Here is a 17,307-nt window from a genome sequence, read left to right on the forward strand (position 1 = left end):
AAAAGCTGACAAACTTAGCAAGATGACTTAAAAGAGTAAGGTGTTTCTTTTTCGTCAGACGATTAAAAGGGTTAATCATGGCTTCTATTTCTGCATTAGGTATTGGATCCGGTATGGATCTGAACGGACTTCTCGATCAGCTGAAAGCAGCTGAGCGTCAGAAGTTGCAGCCGTTGACTATCCAAAAACAAACCAACCAAGCAAAAATTTCTGCTTACGGCCGTGTTGAAGGGGCGCTGAATCAGTTTAAAGACGCCATGGCCAAGCTGAATGAGCCAGCAGCTTTTCAGGGTGTGACCAGCACGGTTTCCGGCGAGAGTGTCAAAGCAGCAGCAGGTTCGACCGCTGCGGTGGGAACGTACAATATAGCGGTCACTTCACTGGCCAGAAATTACAGTATTGCCAGTATGGGGGTGGAAGATAAATCCACTCAGCTGGGTAGTGGAAGCATCAACTTTAGCTTTGGTAATGGTGATTCTCTGGATATTACCATCGAGCCTGGCAAGAGCTCACTTGAGCAGATTCGCGACGCAATTAATAAAGCTGAGGGCGGTGTGCAGGCGTCGATTGTTAATGACGGTAGCGGTAATCCACATCGTTTAGTCTTTGCCTCGACCACGACAGGTACCGACGCTGCAATTGCGGATATTACCTATAGTGGCGATTTAGCCGCAGAGTTAAGCACGGATACAACAACCGAGGTCACTGCGAAGAATGCGGTATTAACGGTGAACGGTATCAGTATTCAAAGTCAGACAAATCGTGTCGAAGGCGCGATTCAAGGGGTGACTTTAGACATCGCTGAAGAAGGAAATGCTTCAGTTGTGGTCGCTCGTGATACTGCTGCAACTGAAAAAGCCGTAAACGACTTCGTGAAAGCGTACAACAACTTACAGACCGTCATGACCGATCTCACCAAATTTAATGGTGCGGAAGCGAATAATGGTCAACTTCTTGGCGACAGCGCCTTGAGAACTGTGCAATCACGTGTTCGCAGTGTCGTGACGGGTGGTGTTGAAGACGGCGCGATGCGCACTTTGCGTGACCTGGGCATTGAGTTTGAGCTGAATGGCCGCTTGAAAGTGAATGACGAAGAATTAAGCAGCGCGGTGCAAAATAATATTGGCGCCTTACAACAATTCTTTGCCGGTAGCGAAGGTAGCCAAGGGTTTAGTGCGCGTGTCGAAAGCACGGTTTCCTTGTTATTGAATGATTCTGGGCCAATTAAAAACTCAATCACCGGGTTGCAGGATAGCCAAAAACGGATTGACGAGCGTTTCGAACGGATGGAAATCAGCATCGATCGCACCATTGAGCGTTATCGCAGTCAGTTCTCGCAATTAGACAGCATGGTTGCGCAAATGAATTCAACCAGTTCTTATCTGATGCAGCAGTTTGACATTATGAATGCTCAGTTAGGTCGGAAAAAGTAACGAGTAGGAGATAGGTTATGTATGCAATGCGTGGTGCAGCGGCTTATGGTCGCGTTAGTGTTGAAAGTAATGTGCTTTCTGCCAGCCCTCATCAACTGATCTCGATGCTTTTCGACGGTGCGCAAAGTGCGATTAAAGCCGCTCGTTTGCACATGGAAAATGGCAATATTGCTGAAAAAGGCAAGGCCATTACCAAAGCAATTGATATTGTAAATAGTGGCTTGCTCGTTGCCTTGGATAAAGACAATGGCGGTGAGTTAGCCGAGCGACTTGAAGCCTTGTACAACTATATTAGTGGGCTGTTGTTGCGGGCTAATTTAAACAACAGCACGGGTGCTTTAGACGAAGCGGCACAACTATTAAATGAGATTGGATCAGCATGGAAAGAAATTGGTCAGCAAGCCGCTACCGCTCAAGGAGCGTGAGCATGGGTGCGAGAGCGTACTTAAAACCAGTAATGGACGGAGGCGACGTGATTCAGTCTTATCAACGCTTGCTCGAGTTTTCTAATACTATGCTTGTGCATGCGCGCAACGACGACTGGGCCGCACTGATCGAAAGTGAGGTGGTCTACGTTTCTGAAGTCGAGAAGCTTCAAAATTACGAAGTCGACGCGATGTTGAGCGAAGCTCAGCAAGAGGCGAAGCTTGAGTTGTTGCGGAAATTGCTTGAGCAAGATAAAGAAATTCGTGAACGCTTATTGGCACGTCGTCAAGAACTGGAAAAATTAATCTCGTCAGCTTCGAAAAAGAAACAGGTTGAGGACGCTTACTTGTCTCAATAAGTTGTAAAGCCGTGCGAAGGGGGTTGTTATGAGTGGCATTACGCCTTTACTTGATACCCTCTTGCATCAGGTTTTGGGTCCGAAAGGCAATGTTTCGGAACAAAAACTGAATCAACCTGTGCGCAACGTTGATCCCGGAGAAGGCCCTCGGGCTCTGCAAAGTGACTCGCGGACTGACTCCCGCGCAAACTCTCAACCCCATGCGATCCAACAGAAAAGCCAGTCTGCAGACACCCGTCTGCGCGGTCAAGTTGCCCAGCACATCCCGGCTGATTCACCTGCGAATACCTCTACGAAGCTACACTTAACCAAAACCGGTCGAACCATCGCCGAGATCATTGGCCAGTATCCGTCGCTAGCGAAGGCGGTCGTGGCTAAAGTGCCACTTATAGCGACGACGGAATCACCGACATCGACACTGGTAGCATCACGATTGCAACAATCCATTCGCCACAGTGGCCTGTTTTATGAACATGCTTTGAAGCAGTGGTATCGCGGCCATTTAGAGCGTCCGCAGTTAGCCTTACATCCGCAGTTTTTGGCGAAGTCGGCACTTTCGAGTCGCGACTTAGCTGAAGTTAAGTTAATCCCAGAGAGTTTGCAGCCCACCGTTCGTCAGCAACTGGAAATGTTAGCGCAGCCAACATTGCGCTGGGAGGGGGACTTATGGACAGGTTTATTCATGTCACTGACACTCACTTTTTTGCGCCATCGTGAAGAAGAAAATAAGGAGCAAGGTAAACCGTCGATCCGTCACTGTACTTGGCAGACCGATATGATTTTAGAGGTGACTAACCTTGGCCCGCTGCGCCTTAAGTTTACCTTGTATAATAATCGCCTCGACCTGCAATTTTTTGCCGTTGAGGCGATTATTGATCGGCTCGAAGCTAGGGAAGACAAATTACGCGCTCGTTTGCAAACGTTAGGTCTAGATGAAGTGCAAATCCGCACTGAGTACGAAGATGTTGAGGTCGTGCGCCAATCCAACAACACGTCGCTCATGGATGACCGTCACGAAATGTTCACAGATGTCGGGCAAGATGAACCCCATGTGAGTGAGGTGGCCGATGAGTGATTCACCCAGACGCCGCAGTGCGGTAGCACTTCGATATGATGCCATGGACAAACGCAGCAAAATACTTGCCCAAGGTTATGGTGAACTCGCTGAACGTATCGCAGCGGAAGCAGAAAAGCATGGGATCTATTGTCATGCAGCGCCGGAACTCGTGGCCTTGTTAATGGAACTGAATCCCGATGAATTCCTGCCGGATTCATTGACCCAGATCATCGCAGAGCTAATGATCTGGCTTTATGATGTCGCCGAAAATTCGACTGAGCGATGAAGCGCTGATTTTTGTATACAAGTTGTTAATCGAATACAAAATTAGCACTAGACAAGTGCTAGAATTCCTATCATGATGACTAAAAATAACAATAAAAATCGCTTTCTGTTTATTTATTAACCGAGCGTAGGTCAACTATTGTTCGTTGCTCTTCAGCAAGTTAACGATCGATCAATGATCTTTTGCGTGACATGGGTTTTTAAACTCGGTAGAGTACTTTTAAATCAGAAAGTAAAGTTATGGTAAAGATTACAAAAAATCATTACGGTAGCTTTGGGTTGTTCATGAAGAAAGTCACAGCTCTTTTTGTAATTATTTATAATAAGAAAAACAAAAACTTACTTTAAACGGGCTACGATTGCGCTGTACTCCGCCCGGAGTGTAGAGGAGATAGGGTTTTGTCATTTACAAAAACGTTGGAAGAGTTCCAAGAGCTGAACGTTGCTTATTTATATTTAATGCAGCAAATGCTGAATGAAGATCGCGAAGCGGCGATGTTTCGTTTGAAACTCAATGCAGAGCTGGCTGATTTGTTTCAGTCGTTGTCGGTTCGAGAAATTGGTTGGTTGGCTACGCAAGGTCAATTCGTGATGCGTCCATGTGCGGAGAACGCAGAGCAATTGGAAGCGATCTTGCGAAGCAAACGCGAAACTGGATTGAAAGAAACTCACCTTGCAATGCTGATGGCAGCAACGCGTTAATGAGTGTGTAGCATCCGATGTCGGAAAAAAAGCTTCTTGAAGAGATGAATCAAGTCAAGTTGGCGATCGAGTTAATTGAACTCGGCGCTCGCTTGCAAGTACTCGAATCAGAAGTGACACTGAACCGTGGTCGACTCGTTCGCTTGTACAAAGAAGTTCGCGGTGAGTCGCCGCCCAAAGGTTTGTTACCATTCTCGACCGACTGGTTTATGACGTGGATGCCGAATGTCCATTCGTCGTTGTTTTATTCAATTTACCGCCGCTTACATGAAGATCAAGGCCTTGAACGTATGACTGCGTTTACCAAGGCGTACCGTCTCTATAACGAACACATTGAAAGTACTGATGGTGAGCAGGTTTTAGGCTTAACCCGTGCATGGACGTTACTCCGTTTTTTCGAGAGCAACATGTTTCAATTAAGTACCTGTCAGTCCTGTCAGCTTGAGTTTGTTAACCATGCTCATACACCAGACGACGATTATGTTTGCGGTATTTGCAACCCCCCATCACGCGCAGGAAAGCCAGGTCCGGCGAAGAAAAAATCGCAAACAAAAAGTAAGCTTGCGAAAGAAACAAAAAATCATTAATTAGCAATTTTTTTCTTAAGTTTTCGCCGCGTTCGCCGATAACCCACCTTGAGACGGGCTGCTTCGCGTTAACGAGCAATATCTCGCCCGGTTGCATAAAAGCCGTAATTAGAAGGGGTTCCATGTGTTAGTCGCAATCGGATTTTTAGTCGTATTTTTTTCCGTATTTGGCGGGTTTGCACTTGCTGGCGGACAGCTCGGGCCGTTATGGCAGCCACTCGAAATTTTAATGATTGGTGGTGCGGGTGTAGGGGCATTTATTGCCGCGAACAATGGTAAAGCAATCAAAGCAACCATGAACGCCGCGAAAAAGTTAAAGCGAACCACCAAGTATAATAAAGCGCTGTACATGGAACTCATGTCGGTGCTTTATAAACTACTCAATAAAATGCGTCGCGACGGCATGTTAGCCGTCGAACGTGATATTGAAGATCCAACCGAAAGTCCCATTTTCAATGAACATCCGATCGTGCTCGAAGACGACATGATTCGTGACTTCTTGACCGACTATTTGCGTTTAATGATCAGCGGCAACATGGATCCACATGAGTTGGATGAGCTGATGTTGCACGAAATTGAAGCCTTTGAAGAAGAAGCGCATGTTCCTGCCGATGCGATTGCCAAAGTTGGTGATGCAATGCCGGCATTTGGTATCGTCGCGGCGGTTCTTGGGGTAGTAAAAGCATTGATGACCGCAGATGCACCGCCTGACGTGATGGGGCAAATGATTGCTCACGCGTTAATCGGCACATTTTTGGGTATTTTGGCCGGTTACGGTTTTATTAATCCTTTAGCGAGTCGTGTTGAACGTCAGGTTGCTGAAGCTGTTAAAACCTTACAATGTATTCGTGTCACACTCCTCGCGAGCACAGGTGGTTATGCGCCACAATTAGCGGTTGAGTTTGGACGTAAAGCATTGCATACGGTCGAACGCCCAAGCTTCAACGAACTTGAAGACCATGTTCGTGGCAACAATCAAGCTGCGGAATAAGCGTTATGGCTGATCCAGATCGTCGCCCCATTATCATCCGCCGAAAAAAGGTCATTCATAAGCACCACGGTGGCTCTTGGAAAATTGCTTTAGCTGACTTTATGACGGCGCTCATGGCATTGTTCCTCGTTATGTGGGTTTTGTCGATGTCGAGTGAAGAGCAGCGTCAAGGCGTTTCCGAATACTTTCGTGCACCTTTAGCGGTGGCTATGGCCGGCGGTGATCGTATGACCTCGGCGAGTAACGTCATTCAAGGCGGTGGACCTGATCCGATGCACTCGTCGGGCGAGCGTGCCCGCATTGACTATCGAATGGAAACACGTCCAGCCGACGTTCGCCGCCACTTCCAGAATATTCAGCGTCAAATTGAACAAGCGATGCAAGAGGATCCGGTTCTACGTCAGTTGCGTCCTCAACTTCGTTTAGATTTAACCCGCGAAGGGCTGCGAATTCAGTTGATGGATACCGAGCAGCGCCCGATGTTCTCGGTTGGTAGCGCAAAAGTCGCGCCCTATATGGAAAGGCTATTACGCACCTTGGCACCGATATTGAACTCGGTGGACAACAAGCTCACCATTACCGGCCATACGGATAGCTTACCCTATGCCGGTGGTTACGCAGGATACAGTAACTGGGAATTATCTGCAGACCGTGCCAACGCGTCGCGCCGAGAGTTGATTGCTGGTGGCTTATTTCCGGATAAATTGATATCAATTTCTGGTGTTGCTGATCGTATACCGCTCGCTGATGCAGAGCCCGAAGACCCGATGAACCGCCGCATCACACTGGTGCTTCATACCCAGCAATCCGCGGAATTCATTCAAAATCAGGGTTTGTTGCCGGGCGATGAAGAAGCCTTCCAACGTTTGTTGGACAGTGAGCTCGATGACGCGGAAATCCAAGGTTCAATGAGCCAATTTTTCCTGTAAATCCCCATTAACGTTGAAAAGCGCCCTTAAACCGGCGCTTTTTTGCCATTCAAATCCATTTGCCTTCTGTCAGAATAGCCGCTAACTCCCGAATAATGTCTGGAATTTGTAAGCGATGGCTGAACAGAGCAGCAGCGACGACTCCGAAAAAACAGAACCCGCCACGCCCCGAAGGCTGCAAAAAGCCAAGGAAGAGGGGCAGGTTGCGCGATCGCGAGAGTTAACCACATTTGTGCTTCTGTTTGGCGGTTTGATTGGCCTGTGGGGCATGGGCTCTATGCTTTACGAGCAGGTTGGTTTTGTCATGGAGCAATCGTTTCTATTTGAACGCCAGCAGGCATTTGAAATTGGCCCGATGTTGATGAACGTGGCCATGCTCGCGCAACATGCATTATTCGCCTTGATGCCGCTGTTTATGTTGATGGTGGTGCTTGCTTTAGTCGCCCCGGCGCTACTCGGCGGTTGGTTAGTGTCGGCGAAAGGCATGAAGCCACAGTTATCGAAACTGAACCCAGTCAAAGGCGTGAAACGAATTTTTTCTAGCCAAGCGTTGGCCGAGCTCGGCAAGGCCATTGCCAAGTCATTGCTGGTTGGCGGTGTTTTGATCATATTTCTTATGTCTCGCCACGGCGAATACATGAATTTAATGAAGCAGCCGGTGCAACAGGCACTGGCGAACGCGTTGCAGTTGGCGGCGCAAGCTGCGTTATTGATGGTTTTGACGCTGATTGTTGTGGTGCTGATCGATGTGCCTTTTCAGTTATACAGTCATGCCAAGAAGATGAAAATGACCAAGGACGAGGTAAAGCGAGAGCACAAGGAAACCGAAGGTGATCCGCATGTGAAAGCGCGAATCCGTTCGCAGCAACAAGCCATGTCGCGCAATCGGATGATGAGCAAAGTGCCCGAAGCGAACGTGATTATTACGAACCCGACCCATTATGCGGTGGCTTTGCAGTATGATGAGCAGAATATGAATGCGCCGCGCGTCGTGGCGAAAGGCACCGAAGCGGTGGCCGCAAGAATTCGTGAGATTGCCGCCGAACATAAAATTCCGCTATTAGAAGCACCTGCATTGGCTCGTGCGTTATACTTCAACGTCGATTTGGACCGTGAAATTCCCGGTCCCTTGTATGCAGCTGTAGCGGAAGTCTTAGCTTGGGCGTTCCGTTTGAAACAAGTGAAAGTGAGCGGTGGCGATGTGCCGCCGAAGCCGAAAGGGCTCGAAGTACCGTCAAAAATGGCCGAGGGTAAGGTTCATCCGCGGCACCAGGAGGAAAGTGAATGAAGGGTGTCCAGTACACGCTTGGGCAATTAGGTAAGTCGCTTGACGGCCGGATGCAACTGTTCATCGGCCCGATCCTGATCTTACTGATTTTGGCGATGATGGTATTGCCACTACCGCCATTTGCGCTCGATATGCTCTTCACCTTCAATATCGCTCTGGCTTTGATGGTGCTCTTGGTCAGCATGTTTGCGGAAAAACCGCTCGACTTTGCTGCCTTTCCGGCGGTGTTGCTGTTTACCACGCTATTACGCCTGTCACTGAACGTAGCGTCAACGCGTGTCGTTTTGATGCAAGGTCACACCGGTGGAGACGCTGCCGGTAAAGTGATTGAGTCTTTCGGTCAGTTCCTTGTTGGCGGTAATTTCGCCGTCGGTATCGTCGTCTTTTTGATTTTGGTGATTATCAACTTCATGGTTATCACCAAAGGTGCTGGGCGGATCGCTGAAGTTGGCGCGCGCTTTATGCTTGACGCGATGCCGGGTAAACAAATGGCGATCGACGCGGACTTGAATGCCGGCTTAATCGGTGAAGAAGAAGCCAAGCGCCGCCGTCAAGAAGTTGCGCAGGAAGCTGATTTTTACGGTTCAATGGACGGTGCGAGTAAGTTCGTCCGCGGTGATGCGGTTGCGGGCTTAGTGATCATGGTCGTCAATATTATCGGCGGTTTGATGATCGGTACCATGCAGCACAATTTGAGTTTTGCCGAAGCCGGTCAAGTCTACATTTTGCTTGCGATTGGTGACGGCTTGGTCGCGCAGATCCCAGCGTTAGTTATTTCTACAGCCGCCGGTGTAACCGTTTCGCGAGTGAATACCGACGAAGACGTTGGCCAGCAGATGGTCAGCCAGTTATTTGTTAATCCGAAAGTTATGATCTTGGCGGCCTGTGTTATTGGTTTGCTTGGGTTAGTGCCAGGCATGCCGAATTTTGTCTTCTTGCTGTTTACTGCCGGACTTGGTTTTATGGCATGGCGTCTTCTTAAAAAGCAAAAGCTTGCGGCTGAGGCGGTGCCTGTTGATCAAGCCCCGGTTGCTCAATTTGAGTCGCCGGAAGCAACATGGGCTGATGTTCAACTGGTTGATACCCTGGGTATGGAAGTTGGTCACCGGTTGATTGCGTTGGTGGATGACCGTCAACAAGGTGAACTGCTTGGACGAATTAAAAGCGTGCGCAAGAAGTTTGCTCAAGATGTCGGCTTTTTGCCTCCGGTCGTGCATATTCGCGATAACCTCGAGCTGAACCCCAACACCTATGTCATTACCCTGAAAGGTGGTGAAGTGGGACGCGCAGAAATTTATCCAGAGAAATGGTTAGCGATTAACCCGGGTCAGGTCACCGGTGATGTCCAAGGCATTGCGACGGTCGATCCCGCTTTTGGGCTCGAAGCAACGTGGATTGACGCGAGCGAGCGCGAGCATGCGCAAATTTACGGCTATACCGTGGTGGACGCGAGTACTGTGGTTGCGACGCACTTAAATCACCTGCTTCAGCGCTTTGCGAGTGAGCTACTTGGCCGTCAAGAAGTGCAGCAATTGGTTGATAAGCTGGCGGAAGAAAATAAAACCTTGGTTGAAGATGTAGTACCGAAATGTGTGTCTGTAACCGTGCTCCAACGTATCCTGCAGAATCTATTGGACGAAGAAGTTTCGATTCGCGATATGCGTACGATTTTTGATACCCTAGCCGAGTTTGAGGGGCAAAATATTGACGCCCATGATCTCACTGCGCAAGTGCGTTTGGCGCTCGGTCGGGCAATTACCCAAAAATGGTTCGGCGGCGAGAAAGAACTCCATGTAATCGGTCTCGATGTACGGCTAGAACAGGTTCTTATGCAAGCAATGAATAGTGGTGGCGCGCTCGAGCCGGGACTGGCGGCAACATTGCAGCAACAGGCGCAACTGGCATTGCAACGTCAAGAAACGCTCGGCGAACCGCCGGTTCTCGTTTGTCAGCATAGTTTGCGGCCATTATTATCGAATTTCTTGCGTCGGCAATTACGTTATTTAGTGGTGATGTCACAAGCGGAAATCCCTGATGACCGGACAATGAAAATCACCGCAATGATTGGAGAAAGTCAATGAGTGTAAGGCGCTTTTTAGCAGCCAATAATCGTGAAGCCATGAAGCAAGTGCGCGAAGCACTGGGCGACGATGCACTCATTTTGTCCTCGCGGAGTACGGACAATGGTTATGAAATCTTGGCCATGGTTGAGGAAGACCTCGAAGAAAAAGTAGCCCAAGTCGACGCACCGCCGCAAGACTTTGCTGGTTTGGCTCAACGCTTGTTGAGCGAAGTGAATGATATGCGGCGTTTACTTCAGCAGGGACAAAACGCTGGCGCAGCACCGGTGGCGAAAAAGCATCCAGTACAAGAACTCGCTACATTAATGCAATCGAGCGGCTTTTCGTCGGCGTTGATTCGTGAGTTTGCCGGGCTGTTGCCGAGTCAGCTCAGCGATGTTCGTGCGTGGTTAAAAACACAATTGCAGCAGCGTTTGCTCGCGCCCCAGTTTCCGGCAGAGCTTTTTCAAGATGGCGTTTTAGCCTTAGTTGGACCAACGGGTGTCGGTAAAACGACGACAACCGCCAAGTTGGCCGCTAATTATGTCATGCAGTTTGGTTCTGACGCACTGCTGTTAGTCACCACAGATAACTATCGTGTTGGTGCGCGTGAACAGCTTAAAGTTTACGCGGGCTTATTAGACGTCGACATGTACGCACTTGAAGAGGGCGAGTCACTCGACAAATTGGCCGCGCAAATGCAGGGTAAGCGCTTGGTGTTGATCGACACGATTGGCATGAGTCAGCGCGACCAGCGACTGACGCAACGCGTTGCTGAATTACAGTTTGCCGATGGCCAACAAGCCGGGCCTATGACGCGCTTAGTGTTGCTATTGAATAGCGCAAGTCAGCGTGGCATGTTGCAAGAAGTTGTGGACCGTTTTCAGGACTCTGCGCGCGCAGCAGGCAACGAAATTCGCGACTGTATTTTGTCCAAAATTGATGAATCGGTGCATTTAGGTGCAGCGCTTGACGTGGTGATTCGCAATGGCTTGACGATTCACTTTGTTGCCAATGGTCAACGCGTACCTGAGGATCTGGACTTGGTCGACTTTGGTCAATTGATCGAGCAAGCAATGCCCGAAGTAGGTGCGGATGATTTAGATTTTGCACAGTGGTTGCAAGGTTTTTCGAATGCTCAAGACGAGCCGGTGAGTCGCCGTAACCTACAGGCTCAAGGTCAGCAGGTGTCGCAACAATATCAGTCGCTGGCTGAGCTGTTGCCGGGATTCGAGACGTTGGAGGTGTTGTGGCAATTAAGCGAGCAGCCCAAAGCGAGCCAGCCTCAACAGTATCAGCAATGGTTGCATGGCGCCCATGATGCGTTGCTAGAGGCGGTACCTCACGCAATTTTATGGATTGAAGATAAGCCGGTGAGTGGCCGCAGTTGGCGTCTGCCTAACTTAGCATTAGGCATGGACGGTGAAGTGTTGCCGTTACCTTTGACCGAACAGCTTTCGCCGGTTCATTATGGCCAAGCGCTGGGGGTAAAACGGCATGTGTTTGCGAGTTTGCCGGAAACGTATACGCTCCACGAGCTATTCAATGAACATCAACACTGGATAGCGGTTCTAAATCGAAATCACCGTGTTTGGCAGCAAGTGGGGAGCAACTGGGAACGCATTTCTCTTTTGAAATTGCGAGACGGCCTTGAGCCTTTCCAACAGCAGAACATTCGCTATCGAGGCGAATCGGCTAAATTGTCATTAACCCGAGGTCATGTTTGCTTGCAGGAGAATGACTTCCCTGTCGAACTTGTTTATGGTGAAGTCAGATCGGTGGAACGAGCTTCGACTTTAGTTCGTCGCTTTTGGGTATTGCCGGCCGGATTGACCGAAGCATCGCAATTAAGTTTGATTCATCAACAGTTATTCAGTGATGAGATTCAGAGCCTGACGCGTTTTGTTTATGGCCAATTTACGCCGGCTGACGTGCATGAAATAGCGCCCGAGGTAGCTACCATGCTGGCGACATCGTTAGCGGCTACGGCGTTGTTTTTAGAGCAAAGTCGAAAACCTGAAGTAGCCGCCCTGCGGGGACGTTTGTTGACGTCAACAAACAAGCGGGGCAAAGCGAACGCGCGCAAAATTGTCCAAAGTGTATTACAGTTATTCCGCACCAGCGCGGCACTTCGGGTCATGTCGACTGGTGTGAAACGTTAACATAGAGGTAGATCAGTGACCACAGCAGTCAGTGGCGATCAAGCTGCCGGCCTCCGCCAATGGGCGGGGCAGCATAAAAAGGATAAACCTGAAGCGCAGGCCGTTACGCGTGCGTCACGTGGCACCATTGTGGTCGTTGGCTTGCCGTCTGCGTTGTTGAATGACACAAGTTGTGTACGCGCTGAACTTGAGCGTTATGCGCAAGCGGGTAAGCAATGGGTCGGTAACAGCGATGATTGGGATATTATAGCCGCTGAATCGTCGCCGCTTGGGCTTGCCGAGCTTGCTACGCAATATCAGCGTTGGGTATTGTGGGTAGAGCCTGATTTGAATGGTTTCCAACGCGCTTATTATGGTTTGAAAACCTTGCAGCGAGCAGGCGCGCCGAAGCAAGTGCTGCTGATGCATCCGCCATTGTCGTCGACGCGAGGTCTGATCGCGAACGTGGAAGCAGTGGCGGCACGATTCTTCGGAATTCGTTTGTTGCGAATTCAATTACCCGTGAGTATGTCTAAGCAGGAGTCCTGATCACGACCATGTACACCGCACAAGGCAAATTAAATCGTGAGTCGGTAGTACAACAGTACTACCCGACGGTTCGGCGACACGCACTGGCTTTGCAGGTGAGGCTGCCGGCTGGGGTCGATATCGACGATTTGATTCAAGCGGGATTGGAAGGTTTACTCGACGCACTCGGGCGTTTCGATCCGCAAGCTGGCGTTGCTTTCTCGACGTTCGCGCATCAGCGTATTCGTGGGGCCATGATTGACGAATTGCGTTCGCGAGATTGGCTTCCACGCAGTGTCCGGCGGACCGCGCGGGAAATTGAAGCAGCAGTGCAAAAGCTGCAACAGCAACTCGGCCGTGCTCCCGAAGAGCGCGAAATCGCTGCGCAGTTAAATATGGAATTAGAGGAATACCGAAAGGTTCTGCTCGATACGAATAATGGTTTAGTGCTGTCTTATGACGATGTGGTGACCGATCACGAAGAAGCCCAGTTGGGTGAAAGCGACGAGCAATGGTCGCCGGCAGAAGCCTTGTTTAGCAGTGAGCGAAAGGAACTGATTGCGCGTGCGATTGCTGCACTCCCAGAAAAAGAAAAGCTGGTGATGGCGCTGTATTATCAAGAAGAGCTTAACTTAAAAGAGATTGGTGCGGTTCTCGATGTCAGTGAGTCACGGGTATCGCAATTGCATTCGCAAGCGATCAAGCGGATTCGGGCGAGCGTCCTCGCAGACTAACCCGTTTGGACTAGTTTTCTAGGCAGATAAAAAGGCACCGCGATGACGGTGCCTTGTTGTATCTGTGGAGCTAATCTTTTCGCTTGAAACTCACATTACGATAATAATTGGTCGGATAAATGCCGACTTGGGTAAGTACCGGACGCAACGTCCAAGTGACTTCAAGACTTGCGGCATTACCATCACGGTCGCGGGTAAAATGAACAAACTTTTCCCGTTGCGCACGGTTGCGATACGACGCACGCCAGGTGTCATGGTGCCAATGTTCGAGGTCCAAAATACTTACGCCGTCATCCCAAAAGTGCAGCGCTAAGCCTTGTTCCGTGGCAAATACTTGGACTTCACCATATTGCTTGTCGTGATAGCGGCCGATCAACTGTGCATTGGATAAGGTTGGCTCGGTATTGAGCTGACGCTCTGCATGAATGGCGTCGCGGGCAGCAGACGCACGCTCATAGCTTTGGTTGTAACGGTCGAGGAGCTCGTGCGTCCAATCGCGCGGGTCAAGGCCAGCAATACGGTCGATAATTTCGTTGGCGACCGCGACTTGATAGCTCGAGAAGGTGTTGGTGACCACGACAATGCCAAGGTCGAGCTCTGGAATGAGGACTAAATTAGTATTAAATCCGTCCGTCGCCCCGCCGTGTTGGCTGCGCTGAAAACCGCGATACTCGTCAAGGCTCCAGCCGAGACCATAAGCGCGGATAGGCTCACTGCGATCACCGCGGCCCGTTACAATCTGCGGATGGTGCATGTCGCGCATGACGCGTTCGCTGAGCAAGCGCTCACCGTTATAGACGCCAGGCTCACCAAGCTGCAAGCGGATCCACTGTGCCATATCGTTCACTGAAGTATTCACGGAAGCTGACGGGCCAACGTTGTCGAAGTTGCGACGTTGAATTTCCACCAGTTCGCCATCGATCCACTGATGTGGCCAAGCGATATTGCTGTCTTGATCACTAAACTGAGTAATTGACGTGTTGGAGCGCAACATATTCAATGGTTGAAATAATCGCTGCGCCATGAAGTCGTCCCAGCTCATGCCCGATACTGCAGCGACGATTTCACCTGCGACGGAGTACATGACATTGCTATACACATAGCGTGAGCGGAAGGGTGCCTCAAATTCATGATGGCGCATGGCTTCAATCACGGTCCGACGATCAGCCGTGGGCATGAACTGCAAGCGATTACCAGTCATGCGGCCAACACCGACACGATGAATAAGTAAGTCACGAATAGTCACTTCCCGAGTGACCCAAGGGTCCGCGAGCTGGAACCATGGAAGGTAGTCGATGACCTTGTCATCCCAATCGAGCTTGCCTTCATCGACCAGCATGGCAAGGGTTGCGACAGTCATTGCTTTCGTGGTGGAGGCAACGCCAAATAAGGTGTCGGCATTGACGTTAGCCGACTCACTTTGGCGCAGCACCCCGTAACCTTCAGCGTGGATAACTTGGTCTTGATAGACCACAGCGACCGCCATTCCAGGCACTCCCCACGCTTGACGACCCGCTTCAATGCGCTCATCGAGCCCCGCCAATTTTGCTTCAATTTCTTGGTTCTGAGCAACCACTGGCGATGTCAAACTGGTCAGCAATAGCCAACCTGTGGTTAGCGCGAACGCCACCTGAGAAACTTTCATAACTCTTCCTCGTTCAATTATTTTCCTTACCATAACAAAAACCCACTGCAAATACATGATGTTACCGCCCTGGCTCGGAGCCGGAATTATTTTTGTTCTGGCTCGGAGCCAGAACAGGTTGCGAAATGGAAGCGATGAGTGGCGTTTCGGATTAAAGGCGGTAGCGGAAGCCGATTTCGAGAGTGACTTCGCGGTTCCAGCGTGTTTCGAGTTCTTCTTTCAGTGCGCGCATGGAAGCGTCGTCAAGCGGCTGAGTTCCAATTGAGTCAGCTCTGACGTAGATAGCGTTGCGCCGAGCATTCACCTCAATATTACTAAATTGAATCGGCTGCTGGTTATAAACAAATTCGAACTGACTGATATCACGCTCTATACGATAATTCTGATAAATGGACGCAAATGCGAAAGCTAATGGAATTGCAATAACAACAACCGACGCCATGGTTAGAATAAGCCCCTTGCGAGCACGCTGTACGGGTGCGTAACCTAAGACGAGAAAGGTTAGAGCGGCAGCGCCGGCGATGCCGATCAAGTTGGTGGCAAGGAGCAGGCCTGCGCCCCAAATCATACTTAAGTTTGTCCAACCAAGCCCAATACCGGCAACGCAAAGTGGTGGTACTAACGCAACGGCAATCGCAACACCCGGCAAACTGCGCATGACACTGGCGCGGGCATACGCATAGGCACCGGCGATACCACAGGCAATGGCAACGCCTAAATCGAGTAATGTCGGTTGTAAGCGTCCGGCAATCTCTGGTGTGAGCTCTTTCACGGGAACCAGAATTGCTAGGAGCGCGGAGACGAACAAACCTAAAACAACACCAATACCAATCGTTTTCAATGACTGCAACGTAAGTGAGCGGTCACTTCTGAGGAGTCCCATGGCAACAGCGACTATGGGTGCCATCAGCGGCGCTAGAACCATGGCGCCAATAATGACTGCGGTACTATTCAAAAACAAACCAAGCGTCGCGACAATCGAACTTAGAATCATTAAGGCAAGATAATGCGGATGGGCAACTGCACTGTCGCGAACTTGCAAAAACAGCTCCTTGAAGTCTTCTTCAAGGGCATGGGTAAAGAGCGGCAGATGACGGGTAATCATGGAAATGCGTTCTTCATTTTGCGGCAAATTATCCACCCGCATCGTGTCCTTGTTGTCATCAATCGGCTCATGAAAATCATGGTACTCATCGCTCATATTGATGCGCACTGCGCGCGGATACATCTCGAGTTCAACGCTGTCAGTTTTGCGCATGCGGCCGTCCAAAACCAAGCGCATGGGTTGGTTTGCCTTTAGGGTGAGCCGTTTGGTTTTGATATAGCCAATGCAGCTTGGTAATTTGCGCTGATTGCGCCGACGCAGCAATGAACCAAAAAGAAACTCGAGGTACTGGATGACGGATTTTGGGGCTATCGCCACACAGGACACTCGATTGTCTTGTACGGAAATAGTGGTATCCAGCAGTCGCGCTGCGGCGGAATGAATGTCGTTTTCAATAGCGACCATGCCCGAAATAGCGGTTTGTAGTTCCTTTTTGTCGGTACTGATGGTCACGGGGAAGACGCTAATGGTGAAAAGATTACGGATACTGCGCCACAGCAACGCAAGCCAGTACAAGGCAAATCGCCACGGTGACTGCTCCCGGCGCAACCAAGTGCTGCTCCGTTGATTAACAAACGGCGTGTTGCCAATGGTGACGGAACCTAAAACCACTTCATTGTTGCAGCGCAAAATATCGAGCGCTTCGGGATCGTCTTCAAAGGCTAAGCGAATGGCTTGGTCCTGATCTTTAGGTAGTTTAAACCAGGTTGCTAATGGCCCGCCCTGCACAAGTGGTATAAAGCCCAAGGAAAGATTCAATGTTTTGGCGATATCAATGAGCTGGTGTGCGGTTTGGTCGGTGACAAACGCCACGACGTGGTCTGCTTGGTCACTGAACATTCCCGGTGTTTCGAGAAATTCATCGAGCGGTACATCGATGAGCTTAATGTTATGAGTCAGGGCGAACGTGTGTACTTTTTCGAGTAGGGCGAACTGTTCATTTGTGTAAACGACTAACGCCTTTTCCATAAACGCCATTTGAAATTCCTCATGACTCGCAGTCCATACGTTATAGCGCAGACAAACGCGACAATAAAG

At 49.8% G+C, this 17,307-nt stretch carries 16 protein-coding genes; 14 read left to right on the top strand and 2 right to left on the bottom strand.

Annotation, left to right across the window (positions count from 1 at the left end; all coding sequences use genetic code 11):
* The first annotated feature begins 77 nt into the window (after window positions 1-77).
* The 14 genes from fliD (at window position 78) to LAT77_RS04095 (ending at window position 13,519) form a co-directional block, all read left to right on the top strand.
* Window positions 78-1,433, top strand: coding sequence for a flagellar filament capping protein FliD (gene fliD, locus LAT77_RS04030; protein WP_290563265.1), 1,356 nt, complete (start codon window positions 78-80; stop codon window positions 1,431-1,433).
* Between the two features lie 17 nt (window positions 1,434-1,450).
* Window positions 1,451-1,858: a flagellar export chaperone FliS gene (gene fliS / locus LAT77_RS04035; RefSeq protein WP_290563266.1), complete on the top strand. Its 408-nt coding sequence runs from the start codon at window positions 1,451-1,453 to the stop codon at window positions 1,856-1,858.
* 2 nt (window positions 1,859-1,860) lie between these two features.
* Complete coding sequence (gene fliT, locus LAT77_RS04040) at window positions 1,861-2,217, top strand: flagellar protein FliT (protein ID WP_290563267.1); 357 nt, start codon at window positions 1,861-1,863, stop codon at window positions 2,215-2,217.
* 28 nt (window positions 2,218-2,245) lie between these two features.
* Window positions 2,246-3,292 (top strand): flagellar hook-length control protein FliK, encoded by a 1,047-nt coding sequence (locus LAT77_RS04045; protein ID WP_290563268.1) that lies wholly within the window; start codon window positions 2,246-2,248, stop codon window positions 3,290-3,292.
* Entirely contained in the window at window positions 3,285-3,560 is a 276-nt protein-coding gene (locus LAT77_RS04050; RefSeq protein ID WP_290563269.1) for an EscU/YscU/HrcU family type III secretion system export apparatus switch protein, read from the top strand. The genes LAT77_RS04045 and LAT77_RS04050 overlap by 8 nt, the downstream gene beginning before the upstream one ends.
* A 398-nt stretch (window positions 3,561-3,958) precedes the next feature.
* Entirely contained in the window at window positions 3,959-4,261 is a 303-nt protein-coding gene (locus LAT77_RS04055; protein ID WP_290563270.1) for a flagellar transcriptional regulator FlhD, read from the top strand.
* Between the two features lie 17 nt (window positions 4,262-4,278).
* The gene (gene flhC, locus LAT77_RS04060) at window positions 4,279-4,848 is read left to right on the top strand and encodes a flagellar transcriptional regulator FlhC (protein ID WP_290563271.1); all 570 of its coding nucleotides are present in this window, start codon (window positions 4,279-4,281) and stop codon (window positions 4,846-4,848) included.
* 124 nt (window positions 4,849-4,972) lie between these two features.
* Window positions 4,973-5,839: a flagellar motor stator protein MotA gene (gene motA / locus LAT77_RS04065; protein WP_290563272.1), complete on the top strand. Its 867-nt coding sequence runs from the start codon at window positions 4,973-4,975 to the stop codon at window positions 5,837-5,839.
* Between the two features lie 5 nt (window positions 5,840-5,844).
* The gene (motB, locus tag LAT77_RS04070) at window positions 5,845-6,768 is read left to right on the top strand and encodes a flagellar motor protein MotB (RefSeq protein ID WP_290563273.1); all 924 of its coding nucleotides are present in this window, start codon (window positions 5,845-5,847) and stop codon (window positions 6,766-6,768) included.
* A 115-nt stretch (window positions 6,769-6,883) separates the two neighbouring features.
* Window positions 6,884-8,056: a flagellar biosynthesis protein FlhB gene (gene flhB, locus LAT77_RS04075; protein ID WP_290563274.1), complete on the top strand. Its 1,173-nt coding sequence runs from the start codon at window positions 6,884-6,886 to the stop codon at window positions 8,054-8,056.
* On the top strand, window positions 8,053-10,137 hold the full coding sequence (gene flhA / locus LAT77_RS04080; RefSeq protein ID WP_290563275.1) for a flagellar biosynthesis protein FlhA: 2,085 nt from the start codon (window positions 8,053-8,055) through the stop codon (window positions 10,135-10,137). The genes flhB and flhA overlap by 4 nt, the downstream gene beginning before the upstream one ends.
* Window positions 10,134-12,278: a flagellar biosynthesis protein FlhF gene (gene flhF, locus LAT77_RS04085; protein ID WP_290563276.1), complete on the top strand. Its 2,145-nt coding sequence runs from the start codon at window positions 10,134-10,136 to the stop codon at window positions 12,276-12,278. The genes flhA and flhF overlap by 4 nt, the downstream gene beginning before the upstream one ends.
* Before the next feature lie 15 nt (window positions 12,279-12,293).
* The gene (locus LAT77_RS04090; protein ID WP_290563277.1) at window positions 12,294-12,806 is read left to right on the top strand and encodes a hypothetical protein; all 513 of its coding nucleotides are present in this window, start codon (window positions 12,294-12,296) and stop codon (window positions 12,804-12,806) included.
* Between the two features lie 8 nt (window positions 12,807-12,814).
* Window positions 12,815-13,519 (top strand): RNA polymerase sigma factor FliA, encoded by a 705-nt coding sequence (locus LAT77_RS04095; RefSeq protein ID WP_290563278.1) that lies wholly within the window; start codon window positions 12,815-12,817, stop codon window positions 13,517-13,519.
* A 70-nt stretch (window positions 13,520-13,589) separates the two neighbouring features.
* Here LAT77_RS04095 and LAT77_RS04100 read toward each other — a convergent pair whose 3' ends face one another.
* On the bottom strand, window positions 13,590-15,164 hold the full coding sequence (locus LAT77_RS04100) for a serine hydrolase (RefSeq protein ID WP_290563279.1): 1,575 nt from the start codon (window positions 15,162-15,164) through the stop codon (window positions 13,590-13,592).
* A 151-nt stretch (window positions 15,165-15,315) separates the two neighbouring features.
* Window positions 15,316-17,247: a DUF389 domain-containing protein gene (locus LAT77_RS04105; protein WP_290563280.1), complete on the bottom strand. Its 1,932-nt coding sequence runs from the start codon at window positions 17,245-17,247 to the stop codon at window positions 15,316-15,318.
* Window positions 17,248-17,307: the final 60 nt, after the last annotated feature.

It is taken from the genome of Aliidiomarina sp. (genome assembly GCF_022565475.1).
In the GTDB taxonomy this organism is placed as follows: Bacteria; Pseudomonadota; Gammaproteobacteria; order Enterobacterales; family Alteromonadaceae; genus Aliidiomarina.